This is a genomic window from Amycolatopsis dongchuanensis, from assembly GCF_039542405.1.
Lineage (GTDB): Bacteria > Actinomycetota > Actinomycetes > Mycobacteriales > Pseudonocardiaceae > Amycolatopsis_E > Amycolatopsis_E sacchari.
This window is the reverse complement of the sequence record NZ_BAABIB010000042.1, coordinates 1-13,815: the sequence shown is the minus strand read 5'-3', so window position 1 is coordinate 13,815 and position 13,815 is coordinate 1. Positions and strand designations below refer to the sequence as shown.

The following is a 13,815-nucleotide window of genomic DNA, read 5'->3' as shown; positions in this document are numbered from 1 at the left end:
GGCACGACCTCGCGCGGCTGCGGCGGCGCAGTCTCGCCCAGCGGCGGCAGTGCGATCACGCGCGGCGGAGGCGGGCGCGGGCTCGCGCGGCGGAGGCAGGCACGGCCACGCCCGGCGGCGGCGGTCTCGCCCGGCTGCGACAGGCACGGTCACTCCCAGCCGCGACAGGCACGGTCACGCCCGGCAGCGGCGGCACAGCCCGCGCGGCTTGAGCAGGCACGATCTCCGGCCGAGACGGCACATCGCACCCGCGCTGAGGCGGCCACAGTCCTCCCGGCAGCGGCGGCACGGTCACGCCCGGCCGAGGCGGGCACGACCTCGCGCGACTGCGGCAGGCACCATCTCGCCCCGTGGAGGCGGGCGCGGCTCGCCGGGCACGATCACGCCCGGCTGCGGCAGGAGCGGCCTCGCCCGGTGGAGGCGGCCCAGCCTCGCCCGGGCTGCGCCGGTGGGGTCGCGACCGACGGACGCGATCCCGTCACGCGGGGCTGTGGGGGCACAGTCACGGCCCGGCTGAGGCGGGAGCAGCCCGGCACGGCTGAGGCAGGCACGACCCAACCCGGGCTGCGGCTAGCCGCCGCCCGCCCGAGCCGCCCTGCGGGCCACGCCTACCCCCGCGACAGGACCGGCACGCCCCCCGCCCCCGCGTCCCGCCACAACCCCCACCAAACCGAAATCCGGGTGAGCCCGTCGCTCCGGTGCCCGCCGCACCCCACCCGGCGGGTACCGGAGCGGCGGGCGGTCTACGTGCGCACCACCGACTGCCCCGCCGGGCGCATGAGCAGGCCACGGTCGTAGGCGATGGCCACCGCCTCGGCTCTGCGCGTCGCGCCGAGTTTGGCCATCACGCGGGACAGGTGCACGCTCACCGTCTTCTCGCTGATGTACAGCTCCTCCCCGACCTGCCGGTTCGTGCGGCCGAGCGCCACCCGCTCGAGCACCGCGCGCTCGCGTTCCGTCAGCGGGTCCACCGTGTCCCGCCGCGGCGCCGGCGCCTCCACCGCCACACCCGGCAGCTCGATCCGCGCCCGCCGCGCCAGGTCGCGGACCGCGTCACGCAGGGGGAGCGCCCGCAGCCGCTCGGCCGTTTCGTGCGCGCCGGCCAGCTCCTCCGCCGCGCGCCCGGGCTCACCGACCGCGAGCAGCGCCTCGGCGTACTGCCACCGGCACACGGCCTGCTCGTACACCGCGCCGTAGCCGAACTCCGCCACCGCCCGCGCCCACAGCTCCGGATCCGGCTCGCCCACCGCGCACCGCGCCGTCGCCTCGGCGCGGGCCAGCCACGCCCGGCCCTCCGGCCCGAGCGAACCCGACCGCGGCCTGCCCAGCGCGACCGCCTTGCGCACGCGCGCGATCAGCTCCTCCCCCAGCTCCACCGCGGCCGACACGGCGGGCTCGTCACCCCTGAGCCGCCCCGCGAGCGCCTGCGCGGCGACCGCCGCCAGCGCACCGGCACCCAGCCGGATCCCGCTCAGCCGGTACCCCTGGTCGAGCGCGTCGAGGAAGTCCATCGCCTCGCGGGCCCGCTTGACCGCCAGTTCGTGATCGCCCTGCCAGTACGCCAGCTCCGCGCCCGCACCGCCGGCCGCGATCGCCGTCAGCGGCTCCGCCCGCCAGTGCGGCCGCAACTCCGCCAGCAACTTCCCCGCGGGCCCGAACTGCCCGCGCGCCACCACGATCGGCAGCCACGACGCCGTCATCCGCGCCGTCAGCACGCTCGAAACCCCGCGCGCCGGCGCCCCCGTCACCGACTCCGACGGCCAGTCACCCGACTGGTAGCGCAGCAGCAGGTGCCGCGCCCGCAGCTCCAGCCCGTAGGCGCTCCACGTCAGCCCCGTCTCCTCGGCGCGCCTGATCCCGCGCTCGTACGTCCCGATCGCCTGGCCGATCTCGCCGTGGTCCTCGTAGCTGAACCCGAGGTGGCACAGCGCGCGCAGTTCGACGTTGGGCGCGTCCGCCTCGCGCGCCTTGCGCCCGGCGTCCCGCAAGCGGGCCCGTGCCTCCTCGAACTCGCCCGCGTTGTCGTCGAGCGCGCCGAGCGTGATCAGCGCCGAGGCCTCCGCCCCCGCCGAGCCGACGGCGCGCCCGTCCGCCACCGCCGTCTCCGCGCTCTGCCGCGCCTCCTCGTACCGGTCGATCGCCCGCAGGATGGCCGCCCTGGTCGCCAGCACCCACGCCCTGGTCTTGCTCGGCTTCGCGTCCGCCACCAGCTCCCACGCCTGCCCGATCGCTTCGACCGCCTCGTCGATCCGGCCCTCGACGTTCATCAGGGACTCGGCCAGCCGCCGCCACGTCTTGACCGCACGCTCGAGATCGGTGTCCGCCCGCAGCTCCCCCACCGCCGAGCGCGCGTACGCGATCGACCGGTCGGGCTCCCCGGACGTGCCCGCGAAGTAGGAGGCCTCGGCGAGCAGGCGCAGCTCGTCCACGTCCTGCGGGCGCGCCGCGGCGGGCACCGCGTCCCAGATCTCCAGCGCCTGCTCGACGTGCCGCAGCGCGGCGCCGGGCGCGCCCAGCCGCTCCGCCTCGTCGGCGGCGAGCAGCAACGCGGGCAGCGCCGTCGTGAAGTCACGGCTCTGCAGGCTGTGGTACGCCAGCTTCGCGTCGTGCCCACGGCCCTGCGGGATGCGCTGGATGCGGGCCGCGTACGCGGCGTGCATCCTCGTGCGCTCGCCCGGCAGCAGATCGCCGTACACCGCTTCCTGCAGCAGCGCGTGCCGGAACGTGTACCCACCCTTCTCCACCACCAGCACGTGGTGCTGCACGGCCTCGCGCAACGCTTCGTCCAGCTCGTCCTCCGCCAGCGCCGCCACCTCGGCGAGCGCGGCGTGCGAGACCGACTCGCCCGCGACCGAGATGGCCCGCAGCACCCGGCGGGCGTCGGGCGACAGGCGTTCGAGCCGGGCGAGCAGGACCTCGGCGAGCCCGGCCGGGAGGTCTTCGTGGTCCTCGCAGGAGGCCAGCAGCTCCTCGGCGAAGAACGGGTTGCCCTCCGAGCGCTCCACGACGCTCGCGATCACCTCGGGGCTCAGCGGCCCGTCGGCCAGCGCCTCGACGAACGCCCGCGCGTCGGCCTCCTTGAGGGGGTGCAGCTCCACCTGCGTGACGGCGGGCAGCCGGACCAGCTCCACGAGCATGCCCCGGAGCGGGTGGCGCCGGTGCACGTCCTCCTCGCGGTAGCTCGCCACGATCAGCAACCGCTGCGCCCGCAACCGGGACAGCAGGAAGGACAGCAGGTTCCGCGTGGACCCGTCCGCCCAGTGCAGGTCCTCCAGCACGAGCAGCACCGGCCGGTGCGCGGCGATGTCGGTGAGCAGCCCCAGCACCGCGTCGAACAGTTGCAGCTGCCCGAGGTCCTGCTCCGGGCGCGGCCGGTACGGCACCTCGTGCTCGGACGTGACCGGTACGTACTCCGTGTGCGCCAGCGGCCCCGGCTGCGCGAGCGGCAGCATCCTGGCCAGCGCCGGGCGGCTGCGCACGGCCTCGGCCACGACCGGGTCCTCCGCGGTGGCCAGCGGGCCGAGCGCCTCCGCGAACGGCAGGTACGGCAGACCGCCCTCCCGCACGTCGAGGCAGCGGCCGGTGAGCACGAGCGCCCCGCGGCCGTCCGCGAACTCGGCCAGCTCCGTCAGCAGCCTCGTCTTGCCCACGCCCGCGTCACCCGAGAGCAGGACGGCGCCGGCCTCACCGCGTTCGGCGCGGGTGAAGCCGGCGCGGAGCCTGCGCAGCTCGTCGACACGTGCGACCAGGGGGATTCCGGAACCAAGACGGGGCACAAGACGCATTCTGTCCTACCCCACCGACAGTTCCGGAACGGTTTTCGTCCCGCCGTCAGCGAACAGCGGGAGATGTCCGGAACGTCCCGCTCCGCGGTACCGCCGCGAAGTGTTCTCGCCCACCCCTTGGCCTCCCTCTCGCACGTCGTCGCGGTGGTCTAACGCGCCCGAGCCCCGGAGAGCACCGCTTCGTCCCGGCTCGGGCGCCGCTGCTGGGGTACCTTCACCTCCGGCATCCTCCTGCCCAGCCGCCACCGGCGCCGCTTGCCACCGGCGGGCCAGGCCTTGTGCAGCTCCTCGGTCCGGTACGCCACCTCGGCCTGCACCGCGTCGAAGATCCAGTCGTTGCGCATGGGGTCCCTCTTCCACTCGTCGTACTTCCGGTGAGCTTCAGAGTCGTCCTGAGGCCGGTGGCGCGGCATCGGTCGATCACGCAGTCCGGGTACGAAAAAGACCCCTTACCCCGCCTTGCCCCTGCTCGGCGGTGTAAGGGGTCTCTGGAGGGCTCAGGCGCGGCCGACGACGGTCAGCAGGCCACGCCACCCCGACGGGGAGACGCTCAGCGCGCCCGCGTCACGGTCCTTCGAGTCCCGCACGCCGACGCGCTCGGCGAGCAGTGCGACCTCGACGCAGTCGTTGCCGCCGCCGCTGTAGCTGCTCTTGCGCCAGGCTGCCCCGGGAAATTCAACTTTCGCCATAGCTCCCCGCTCCTCACTTTTCACGCGGTGGTGTTTCTCCGGCTGGAATACCCCGCCGTCAGGCGGAATATCGTTCCGCGGCTTGGGCGATCAAGGCTAGCGAGTCGTCCGGTTTGAGCGCCGCGGCACGCAGATGATCGAACATGAGTGAATAACGTCGAACGTCGGGGGGCAGTTCGAGAAAGAAACCGCCGGACGTGCTGTCGACGTAGACGACGTCGGGGTCGGCCTGCTCCGGAAAACCGAGGATGAGGAACGGGCCCTCCATACCCGGATGCGCCCCGGCCGTGAACGGCACGACCTGGATGGTCACGTGCGGTAACTGCCCCAGGTCCAGCAGCCGCTGCGCCTGCTTGGCCATGACGTCCTTGCCGCCGACCTCGCGGTGCAGCACGGCCTCGTCGATGACGGCCCAGTACTCGGGCGGGTTGGGGTCGGACAGCAGCTGCTGGCGCGCGGTGCGCGCGGCCACGCGGCGCTGGATGTCGGACTCGTCGGCGTCCGGGCGCATCGCGCGGATGACGGCCCTCGCGTACGTTTCGGTCTGCAACAACCCCGGTACGAGCAGCGCCTGGAAGGCGCGCAGGGAACTGGCGTCCGCCTCCAGCCCGACGAACGTCCCGGTGAACACCTCCTTGTAGGCGTGCCACCAGCCGGGCTTGCGGGCTTCACGCGCCAGCTGCACGAGCGCCTCGCGCTCGTCGCCGGTGATGCCGTACAGCTCCAGCATGTCCCTGGCGTCACGAGGAGTGACACCGACGTGGCCGGTTTCGATCCGGCTGACCTTCGACGCGGAGCATTCCAGCTTTTCGCCCACCTCGTCGATGGTCAGATCCGCGGCTTCGCGTAACCGGCGCAACTCGCTCGCCAGCCGCCGGCGGCGAATGGTGGGACCCTGACCCCGTTTCACCTGTCGCACCTCCGCTTGAGTCCGCGCCATTCCCCGGTCTTGTCGTCAGCGCCGTACTACATCTAACCAGCCGATTCTCCCCGGAGCCGGAGCCCGACCCCTACCCGAACGGGTTACTTTCCCCGGATCGGTGTACTGCAATTTGCACTCTGCGGATGTAGGGTGGCATCCTGCGTCCGTTTCGGGTGATCCAGGACACCGGGACGAGGCGGCTCCCCCAGGAGGCGGCGTGCCCGACACCGAAACCCCGACCGATCCCCTGCCCGCCACCGTGCACCAGCGGCTGGACGAACTGGCGCGGCTGGCGCGGCAGTCCGACGCGGACAGGGCCATCGCACTCGCCCGTCGGGAGATCCCTCTTCTGGTGCAGGCGTTACGGTCCGTGCTCGCCGCGCACGAGCCGGACCAGTCCGGCCGCTGCCCGGTGTGCGCCGGGCCCGCACGGCTGTCGTTCCGGCGCCGCACGCCGACGCCCTGCCGGGCGTACCTGGCGGTGCAGCTCCGGCTGGGCAAGCTGGAGTCGATGGCGGGACGGCGGGCGCGGCCGCGCCGCCATCGGGCGACGCATCTTCACTCCGTCAGCTGAACGAGATCAGCGGACGCGAAGCAGCCCCTCCTGCACGACGGTCGCGATGAGCGTGCCGTCCGCGGCGAAGAAGCGGCCGGTGGCCAGCCCGCGGGCGCCCGAAGCCGACGGCGAGGCCGTGTCGTACAGGAACCACTCGTCCGCGCGGAAGGGGCGGTGGAACCACAGCGCGTGGTCCAGGCTCGCGCCGTGGACGTCGTCGAGCTCCCAGTACACGCCGTGCCGCGCCAGCGGTGAGTCCAGCAACGTCATGTCCGAGGCGTAGGTCAGCACGCAGACGTGCAGCAGGTCCTCGTCGGGCAGCGTGCCGTCCGCGCGCATCCACACCTGGTTGCGGGCCTCGGTGGTGCCCTTGCCGCGGGTCAGCCACGGCGGGTCGTTCACGTACCGGATGTCGATGGGACGCGGCCGGCGCAGCATCTCGGTGCCGGGCAGCTGCGCGATCCGCTCGGCGTACGTCGGCAGCGTCTCGGGCGCGGGCACGTCGGGCATCTCGTCGGCGTGCTCCAGGCCGGGCTCGGCCTTCTGGAACGACGCCGACAACGCGAAGATCGCCTTGCCGCGCTGGACGGCGACGACCCGCCGCGTGGTGAACGAGCGGCCGTCGCGGATGCGGTCCACCTCGTAGACGATCGGGATGCTCGGGTCGCCGGGCCGGATGAAGTACGCGTGGAGCGAGTGGACCTTCCGCTCCTCCGGCACCGTCCGGCCCGCGGCGACCAGCGCCTGCCCCGCGACCTGCCCGCCGAACACGCGGACGGGCGAGTGCGCGGGGCTCACGCCGCGGAAGATGTTCTCCTCGATCTTCTCGAGGTCGAGCAGGTCGATGAGCTGGTCGAGCACGGCCTGCCCGCCCAGCCCCCCGGCGCTGTCGAGCCCCGCGGCGGCGTCACGCGCCAGTTCGGTCATAGGACGCACATTATGCGTGGTCGTCCTCGCCCAGGCGGTGGACCCGGATCAGGTTCGTGGTGCCGACGGTCCCGGGCGGGGAACCGGCCACGATGACGACGAGATCGCCCGGCTGGTACCGGCCCATCTCCAGCATCGCGTGGTCCACCTGCTGGATCATCTGGTCCGTCGAGTCGACCTTCGGCACGATGTGCGTGATCGTGCCCCACGTCATCGACAGCTGGCTGCGGACGCTCTCCTCCGGCGTGAACGCCAGCAGCGGCAGCCGCGTGTGCAGCCGCGCCAGGCGGCGCACCGTGTCACCGGACTGCGTGAACGCGACCAGCGCCTTGGCGTTGAGCCGCTCGCCGATGTCGCGGGCGGCGTAGGAGATCACGCCACGCTTGGTCCGCGGCACGTGCGACAGCGGCGGGACGGTCGGCGAGTCCGTCTCGACGGCCTCGACGATGCGGCCCATCGTCTTCACGGTCTCGATCGGGTAGCGCCCGACGCTCGTCTCACCGGACAGCATCACCGCGTCGGCACCGTCGAGCACCGCGTTCGCGACGTCGGACGCCTCGGCGCGGGTCGGCCGCGAGTTGTTGATCATCGAGTCGAGCATCTGGGTCGCGACGATGACCGGCTTGGCGTTCTCCCGCGCGATCTGGATCGCACGCTTCTGCACCAGCGGCACCTGCTCCAGCGGCAGCTCGACGCCCAGGTCACCGCGGGCGACCATGACCCCGTCGAACGCGAGCACGATCGCCTCGAGGTTGTAGACCGCCTCGGGCTTCTCCAGCTTCGCGATGACCGGCAGCCTGCCCCGGCCGGAGCGGTCCATCACCTGGTGCACCTGGTCGATGTCGGCCGGCGAGCGCACGAACGACAGCGCCACGAAGTCGACGCCCAGCTCGAGGGCGAACTCCAGGTCCTCGATGTCCTTCTCGGACATGGCGGGCACGGACACGTCCATGCCCGGCAGCGAAACGCCCTTGTTGTTGCTGACGGGGCCGCCCTCGGTGACCTCGCAGACCACGTCGGGGCCTTCGACGGACTTGACGACGAGGCCGATGTTGCCGTCGTCGACGAGCAGCCGGTCACCGGGCTTGGCGTCCTTCGCCAGCCCCTTGTAGGTGGTCGAGACGCGGTCGTGCGTGCCGGCCACGTCCTCCACGGTGATGCGCACGACGTCCCCGGTGCGCCACTCGACCGGACCGCCCGCGAACGTGCCGAGGCGGATCTTCGGGCCCTGCAGGTCGGCCATGATGCCCACCGCGCGGCCCGTCGCCGCGGCGGCCTCACGCACCATGTCGTAGACCTGCTTGTGGTCACCGTGACTGCCGTGGCTGAAGTTCATCCTCGCGACGTCCATCCCGGCGTTGACGAGGGCCCGCACTCTTTCCGGAGTGGCGGTGGCGGGGCCTAGTGTACAAACGATCTTCGCGCGTCGGGTCACGTTCATACAGCGTAGCCCCTTGTGGCCGATCCGTCTGTACCGATCCCGAGATCGAGTCAGCGCCGGGGTTTTTCGCTCACCCCTACGTGGTCGCGTGCCCACTCGTTGAAGTCACGCAGCTGCCGCCACGCCTTGCGCACCCGATCGAGGCACGCCCGTTCGTGCAGCGTGTCGTCGGGTTCCCAGCTGCGGATGGCGTACAGCGAACGGTGCTTGAGCAGTTCGAGCCGCGGGTGGTCCTCGGCGAACCCGCGAGGCCGTGTCCGCAGGACGTCACCCGCGATCCGCCAGCCGGACCGGCGGAGTTTGGCGAGAATTCGTTCGAGCGCCGCGCCGTGCACCTCGGTGTCCACGGCCTGGCGGAAGCGCGCCAGCTGGTCTGACTGGAGGTGGAAGCAGCCGCCGCCGGCGCGAAGCCCCTCGGACGACAGCTCGACGTAGTACGCGCCGCCGCCCCGGCCCTGTTCGACCACCGCACCGCAATGCGTCTTGTACGGCGTTTTGTCCTTGGCGAACCGCACGTCGCGGTACGGGCGGAAGACCTTGCCCTCGCCGAAGCCGGGGCCGAACTCGGGGGTGAGCTCGGCGAGCAGCGCCTCCATCGGGGCGCGGACGTGCTCGCGGTACAGCGCGAGGTGGTCCTCCCAGTAGGCCTTCGAATTGTCGGCGAGCAGGCCGTCGTAGAACTCGACCGCGTGCTCCCCGAATCCCACGAACTCCACGCGGACACCGTAGTCACTCCGACAGTCACCGGGTCGGGGGACGCGGGGTTTCGCCTCCCCCGCACGGCGGGAACTGCTTGCGGGTCCGAACCGAACGGAAGGGAGCGGACGAGTGAATCTGTTCGACAAGGCCAAGGAAGCGCTGGGCCAGCACCCGGACAAGGCCGACCAGGGGATCGACAAGGCCGCCGACGCCGCGAAGGGCAAGTGGGGCGAGCACGGCGACCAGATCGACCAGGCCGCCCAGAAGGCGAAGGACTTCGCCCGCGGCCAGGGTGAGCAGGGGCAGCAGCCGCCACCCGCGTGAGTGCCGAGGGTGAGCGGGCCGGAAGACGTCCCGAAGGTCTTCCGGCCCGCTCGCGGTGCACCGCTCAGCTGCTCATCGCGGTGATGAGTTCGCCGTTCGCGGTGTCACCGGACAGTTCCCAGAAGAACGCGCCACCGAGCCCCTGGTTGCGGGCGTAGGTCATCTTGCCCGCGATCGTGGCCGGGGTGTCGTAGCTCCACCATTCGTTGCCGCAGAAGGCGTACGCCGTGCCGGCGACCGTGCCCGTCGAGGGGCAGCGGGTCTTGAGCACCTTGTAGTCCTCGATGCCCTGCTCGTACTTGCCCGGAGCGGGCCCGCTCGCGCTGCCGCCCGGCGCGGACTGCGTGACGCCCGTCCAGCCGCGGCCGTAGAACCCGATGCCCAGCAACAGTTTGCTCGACGGCACACCCTTCGACTTGAGCTTCTGGATCGCGGCGTCGGAGTAGAAGTTCGCGGTGGGGATGCCGTTGTAGGACGTCAGCGGCGAGTGCGGGGCGGTCGGCCCGCTCGCGGCCCACGCGCCGAAGTAGTCGTAGGTCATCACGTTGTACCAGTCGACGTACTGGGCCGCGCCCGCGTAGTCCGCCGCGTCGATCTTGCCGCCCGACGTGCCGTCCGCGGTGATCGCGGCCGTCACCAGCTTGCCGCCGAACTTCGCCCGCAGCGCCGCCATCAGGTTCCGGAAGGCGTCGGGTCCGCTGGTGTCGCAGGAGAGCCCGCACGCGTTCGGGTACTCCCAGTCGATGTCGATGCCGTCGAAGACGCCCGCCCAGCGCGGGTCGTTCAGCAGGTTGTAGCAGGACTCGGCGAAGGCGGCGGGGTTCTGCGCGGCCTGGGCGAACCCGCTCGACCACGTCCAGCCGCCGAAGGAGTAGAGCACCTTCAGCCCGGGGTGCATCGCCTTGAGGCGCTTGAGCTGGCCGAAGTTGCCGCGCAGCGCACCGTTGTCCCACGTGTCCGCCACGCCGTCGACGCTGGTGTCCGCGGTGTAGGCCTTGTCATAGGCGGCGTAGGTGTCGCCGATCGCGCACTGGCCGTTCGTCACGTTGCCGAACGCGTAGTTGAGGTGCGTCAGTTTTGCCGCCGAGCCGCTCGTCTCGACGTTCTTCACGTGGTAGTTGCGGTCGTACACGCCCCATTCGGTGAAGTAGCCGAGCACCTTGCCCACCGGGGCGGACGAGGCGGGCGGGGTGAAGGTGACGGTCATCAGCGCCGCCGCGAGCACACCCGCGGCGGCGAACAGTTTGCGGTTCCGGAACATGCATCCTCCCCGGCCGGACGAGCAGGGACGAACAGCACGTTAAGTGGACTAGACCATTAGCTCAATGGTCCGAACCAGAATTCCCGACGAAAGTCGGGTCAGTTTTCCGGTACCGGCTCGAACTCCACGCCGGTGGCGGCGGCACGGCGTTCGCCCCACTCGTAGAGGGCCTGCAACGCCGGGCCGAGCGAAAGCCCTTCGGCGGTGAGGCGGTACTCGACGCGCGGCGGGCGCTCGTCGTGCGTGGTGCGGGCGACGAGTCCGTCGGCCGCCAGCTCCCGCAGCTGCTGCGTGAGCACCTTCTCGCTGACGTCCGGCATCCGCCGCCGCAGCTCGCCGTACCGGTGCACGCCCTCCTTGAGGTGCGCGAGGATCACCGGTTTCCACTTGCCGCCGACGACTTCCGGCTCTTCGAGACGTTCTACACCAAGGTGCTCGCGGACGACCTGCTCGAACCCGTGTTCCGCGACATGGACCCCGGCCACCCGCGGCACGTGGCCGACTGGCTCGGCGAGGTGTTCGGCGGGCCCGCGCGCTACAGCGGAACGCGCGGCGGGCACGCGCACATGATCAGCAGGCACCAGGGCCGCGGCATCACCGAACCGCAGCGGCGGCGGTGGGTCTCGCTGCTGATGGACGCCGCGGACGAGACGGGCCTGCCCGCCGACCCCGAGTTCCGGGCGGCGTTCGCGGGCTACGTGGAATGGGGCAGCAGGCTCGCGGTCGTGTTCTCCGCCCCCGGCGCGGCACCGGCCACGGACGAGCCGGTGCCGCGCCGGGACTGGGCTGTGCCGCCCTGGGCGCCTCAGCCGAAGAAGACCTCGGCCTCTTCGTAGCGCTCCTGCGGCACGGTCTTCAGCTCGGCCGTCGCCTCGGCCAGCTTCACGCGCACGATGTCGGTGCCGCGCAACGCGACCATCACACCGAAGTCGCCGTCCTGCACCGCGTCCACCGCGTGCAGCCCGAACCGCGTCGCCAGCACGCGGTCGTACGCGGTCGGCGTGCCACCGCGCTGGACGTGGCCGAGCACGACCGCGCGGGACTCCTTGCCGGTGCGCTTGGCGATCTCGTCGGCGAGCCAGGTCCCGACGCCGCCGAGCCGGACGTGCCCGAACGCGTCCTTCTCGCCGCTGGTCAGGATCTCCTCGCCGCCCTCGGGCAGCGCGCCCTCGGCGACCACGATGATCGGGGCGTACATGCGCTCGAACCGGCGCTCGACCCACTCGACGACCTGGTCGACCGAGAACGGCCGCTCCGGCACCAGGATCACGTTCGCGCCGCCGGCGAGCCCGGAGTGCAGCGCGATCCAGCCCGCGTGCCTGCCCATGACCTCGACGACGATGGCGCGGTAGTGCGACTCCGCCGTCGTGCGCAGGCGGTCGATGGCCTCGGTCGCGATGTGCACCGCGGTGTCGAAGCCGAAGGTGTAGTCGGTGGCCGCGAGGTCGTTGTCGATCGTCTTGGGCACGCCCACGACGCCCACGCCGTCGTCGGTCAGCTTCTTCGCGACACCCAGGGTGTCCTCGCCGCCGATCGCGATGAGCGCGTCGATCCCCTGGTCGGCGAGCGTGGCCTTGATCTTGTCGACCCCGCCCTCCTCCTTGTACGGGTTGGTGCGCGAGGAGCCGAGGATCGTGCCGCCGCGGGTGAGGATCTCCTCGACGTCGTCGAGGCCCAGCGGCCTGGAGTCGCCGGTCATCGGGCCGCGCCAGCCGCTGCGGAAACCGACGACCTCCCAGCCGTTGGCCTCGATCCCCTTGCGGACGACCGCCCGGATCACCGCGTTCAGGCCGGGGCAGTCGCCGCCACCGGTCAGCACCCCCACTCGCATGGGAACCAGCCCTTTCGAAAGTTTGTCCTGGATCACACTTGTGGGCGCCAGCGTAGCCAAGCCCGGCCTTGATCGGTCAAGCGGTGCACCGCTTTGGTAGGGTCGTGTCCGTGCAGCGGTATTTCTGGTTTAGCGGGCCGGCCCTGGGTGGGCCAGCCGGCGAGATCGCCGCGCGCTGAACCAGCCACCCACGAGCCGGAGAACGAAGACCGGCTCGGTGGCAGCACACGGCGGGCCGGTCGCGAAAGGACCGAAACCGCCATGCAGATCGCCGCAGGCCCCGCGGAAACCCCGGTCGCGCTCGACGACCAGCGCACCGTGAGCATGAGCCCGCTGCTCTCCCCCGCCCTGCTCCGCCAGGAGCACCCGATGGACGCGGCCGTCGCCAAGACCGTCGCGCAGGGGCGCGCCGCGACCGTCGACATCCTCAACGGTGACGACGACCGGCTGCTCGTCGTCGTGGGCCCGTGCTCGGTGCACGACCCGGAAGCGGCCGTCGACTACGCCATCCGGCTCGCCGAGAAGGCCGACGCGCTGCGCGAACAGCTGCACGTCGTGATGCGCGTGTACTTCGAGAAGCCGCGCACGACGCTGGGCTGGAAGGGCCTGATCAACGACCCCGGGCTGGACGGCAGCTACGCCGTCAACCAGGGGCTGCGGATCGCCCGCAAGCTGCTGCTCGACATCTCCGCGCTCGGCCTGCCCGTGGGCTGCGAGTTCCTCGACCCGATCACCCCGCAGTACATCGCCGACACCGTCAGCTGGGGTTCGATCGGCGCGCGGACCGCGGCCAGCCAGGTGCACCGGCAGCTGTGCAGCGCGCTGTCCATGCCGGTGGGGATCAAGAACTCCACCGAGGGCGACGTGCAGGTCGCCGTGGACGCGACGCGCGCGGCCGCGGCGAGCCACGTGTTCCCCGGGATCAACGCCGACGGCCTGGCCGCCCTCGTCACGACGGCGGGTAACCCGGACTGCCACGTCATCCTGCGCGGGCACAGCGGCGGCCCGAACTACGACGCGGAAACCGTGCGGGACACCCTCGCGCGGCTGCGGGCGAGCGGCCTGCCCGAGCGGCTGATCGTCGACGCCTCGCACGGCAACAGCGGGAAGGACCACGTCCGGCAGGCGGGCGTGGTCCGCGAGCTGGCGGCCAGGATCGGCGACGGCGAGCGCGGGATCGTCGGCGTGATGCTGGAGAGCTTCCTCGAGGCGGGCCGCCAGGATCTGGTGCTGGGGCAGGCGTCCGAGCTGACCTACGGGCAGTCGATCACGGACGCGTGCCTCGATTGGCCGATGCGGGCGGAGCTGCTGGACAAGCTGGCCCGTCCTGTCGCGCGCCGGTGAGCGCGGGCACACTGGGCGCGGCGCGCGGAGGAGCGT

The 13,815-nt window shown here is 71.9% G+C and carries 14 protein-coding genes; 4 read left to right on the top strand and 10 right to left on the bottom strand.

Annotated elements, in window-relative coordinates:
* Positions 1–743 precede the first annotated feature (743 nt).
* The 4 genes from ABFX51_RS07845 to ABFX51_RS07830 form a co-directional block, all read right to left on the bottom strand.
* Positions 744–3,785, bottom strand: coding sequence for a helix-turn-helix transcriptional regulator (locus tag ABFX51_RS07845; RefSeq protein ID WP_091509990.1), 3,042 nt, complete (start codon positions 3,783–3,785; stop codon positions 744–746).
* Positions 3,786–3,934: 149 nt separating this feature from the next.
* Positions 3,935–4,129, bottom strand: coding sequence for a hypothetical protein (locus ABFX51_RS07840; protein ID WP_091509988.1), 195 nt, complete (start codon positions 4,127–4,129; stop codon positions 3,935–3,937).
* Between the two features lie 153 nt (positions 4,130–4,282).
* Positions 4,283–4,474, bottom strand: coding sequence for a DUF397 domain-containing protein (locus ABFX51_RS07835; RefSeq protein ID WP_091509985.1), 192 nt, complete (start codon positions 4,472–4,474; stop codon positions 4,283–4,285).
* Positions 4,475–4,532: 58 nt separating this feature from the next.
* Complete coding sequence (locus tag ABFX51_RS07830) at positions 4,533–5,384, bottom strand: helix-turn-helix domain-containing protein (protein WP_091509983.1); 852 nt, start codon at positions 5,382–5,384, stop codon at positions 4,533–4,535.
* A 229-nt stretch (positions 5,385–5,613) separates the two neighbouring features.
* Here ABFX51_RS07830 and ABFX51_RS07825 point away from each other — a divergent pair, with 229 nt between their 5' ends.
* Positions 5,614–5,970, top strand: coding sequence for a hypothetical protein (locus ABFX51_RS07825; RefSeq protein WP_091509980.1), 357 nt, complete (start codon positions 5,614–5,616; stop codon positions 5,968–5,970).
* 6 nt (positions 5,971–5,976) lie between these two features.
* Here ABFX51_RS07825 and tesB read toward each other — a convergent pair whose 3' ends face one another.
* Genes tesB through ABFX51_RS07810 form a run of 3 tightly spaced genes read right to left on the bottom strand, consistent with a single transcriptional unit; the run spans position 5,977 to position 9,036 of the window.
* Positions 5,977–6,879: an acyl-CoA thioesterase II gene (tesB, locus tag ABFX51_RS07820; RefSeq protein WP_346053130.1), complete on the bottom strand. Its 903-nt coding sequence runs from the start codon at positions 6,877–6,879 to the stop codon at positions 5,977–5,979.
* A 10-nt stretch (positions 6,880–6,889) separates the two neighbouring features.
* A complete protein-coding gene (pyk, locus tag ABFX51_RS07815; RefSeq protein WP_346053128.1) occupies positions 6,890–8,314 on the bottom strand; it encodes a pyruvate kinase in 1,425 nt (474 codons plus the stop codon).
* Positions 8,315–8,370: 56 nt separating this feature from the next.
* Positions 8,371–9,036 (bottom strand): DUF2461 domain-containing protein, encoded by a 666-nt coding sequence (locus ABFX51_RS07810; RefSeq protein ID WP_091509976.1) that lies wholly within the window; start codon positions 9,034–9,036, stop codon positions 8,371–8,373.
* A 112-nt stretch (positions 9,037–9,148) separates the two neighbouring features.
* Between ABFX51_RS07810 and ABFX51_RS07805 the strand changes: the two genes are divergently transcribed.
* On the top strand, positions 9,149–9,343 hold the full coding sequence (locus tag ABFX51_RS07805; protein ID WP_091509973.1) for an antitoxin: 195 nt from the start codon (positions 9,149–9,151) through the stop codon (positions 9,341–9,343).
* Between the two features lie 64 nt (positions 9,344–9,407).
* Here ABFX51_RS07805 and ABFX51_RS07800 read toward each other — a convergent pair whose 3' ends face one another.
* Both ABFX51_RS07800 and ABFX51_RS07795 read right to left on the bottom strand, forming a co-directional pair.
* Positions 9,408–10,604, bottom strand: coding sequence for a glycoside hydrolase family 18 protein (locus tag ABFX51_RS07800; RefSeq protein WP_091509970.1), 1,197 nt, complete (start codon positions 10,602–10,604; stop codon positions 9,408–9,410).
* 98 nt (positions 10,605–10,702) lie between these two features.
* Complete coding sequence (locus tag ABFX51_RS07795) at positions 10,703–10,981, bottom strand: winged helix-turn-helix transcriptional regulator (protein ID WP_091509969.1); 279 nt, start codon at positions 10,979–10,981, stop codon at positions 10,703–10,705.
* On the opposite strand from ABFX51_RS07795, the gene ABFX51_RS07790 reads away from it, so the two are divergent.
* The gene (locus ABFX51_RS07790; protein WP_091509966.1) at positions 10,967–11,440 is read left to right on the top strand and encodes a group II truncated hemoglobin; all 474 of its coding nucleotides are present in this window, start codon (positions 10,967–10,969) and stop codon (positions 11,438–11,440) included. The two genes, ABFX51_RS07795 and ABFX51_RS07790, sit on opposite strands and share 15 nt — an antisense overlap.
* On the opposite strand, the gene ABFX51_RS07785 is transcribed toward ABFX51_RS07790, so the two are convergent.
* Positions 11,410–12,435: a 6-phosphofructokinase gene (locus ABFX51_RS07785; RefSeq protein WP_091509964.1), complete on the bottom strand. Its 1,026-nt coding sequence runs from the start codon at positions 12,433–12,435 to the stop codon at positions 11,410–11,412. The genes ABFX51_RS07790 and ABFX51_RS07785 overlap by 31 nt on opposite strands.
* A 261-nt stretch (positions 12,436–12,696) precedes the next feature.
* Here ABFX51_RS07785 and ABFX51_RS07780 point away from each other — a divergent pair, with 261 nt between their 5' ends.
* Positions 12,697–13,779 (top strand): 3-deoxy-7-phosphoheptulonate synthase, encoded by a 1,083-nt coding sequence (locus ABFX51_RS07780; protein ID WP_346053124.1) that lies wholly within the window; start codon positions 12,697–12,699, stop codon positions 13,777–13,779.
* The last annotated feature ends 36 nt before the right edge of the window (positions 13,780–13,815 follow it).

What these genes read in the sequence shown, in the direction of transcription:
- ABFX51_RS07800 (WP_091509970.1), bottom strand. Translation starts at nt 10,604, where the DNA reads ATGTTCCGGAACCGCAAACTGTTCGCCGCCGCGGGTGTGCTCGCGGCG.
- ABFX51_RS07840 (WP_091509988.1), bottom strand. Translation starts at nt 4,129, where the DNA reads ATGCGCAACGACTGGATCTTCGACGCGGTGCAGGCCGAGGTGGCGTAC.
- ABFX51_RS07835 (WP_091509985.1), bottom strand. Translation starts at nt 4,474, where the DNA reads ATGGCGAAAGTTGAATTTCCCGGGGCAGCCTGGCGCAAGAGCAGCTAC.
- ABFX51_RS07780 (WP_346053124.1), top strand. Translation starts at nt 12,697, where the DNA reads ATGCAGATCGCCGCAGGCCCCGCGGAAACCCCGGTCGCGCTCGACGAC.
- ABFX51_RS07845 (WP_091509990.1), bottom strand. Translation starts at nt 3,785, where the DNA reads ATGCGTCTTGTGCCCCGTCTTGGTTCCGGAATCCCCCTGGTCGCACGT.
- tesB (WP_346053130.1), bottom strand. Translation starts at nt 6,879, where the DNA reads ATGACCGAACTGGCGCGTGACGCCGCCGCGGGGCTCGACAGCGCCGGG.
- ABFX51_RS07785 (WP_091509964.1), bottom strand. Translation starts at nt 12,435, where the DNA reads ATGCGAGTGGGGGTGCTGACCGGTGGCGGCGACTGCCCCGGCCTGAAC.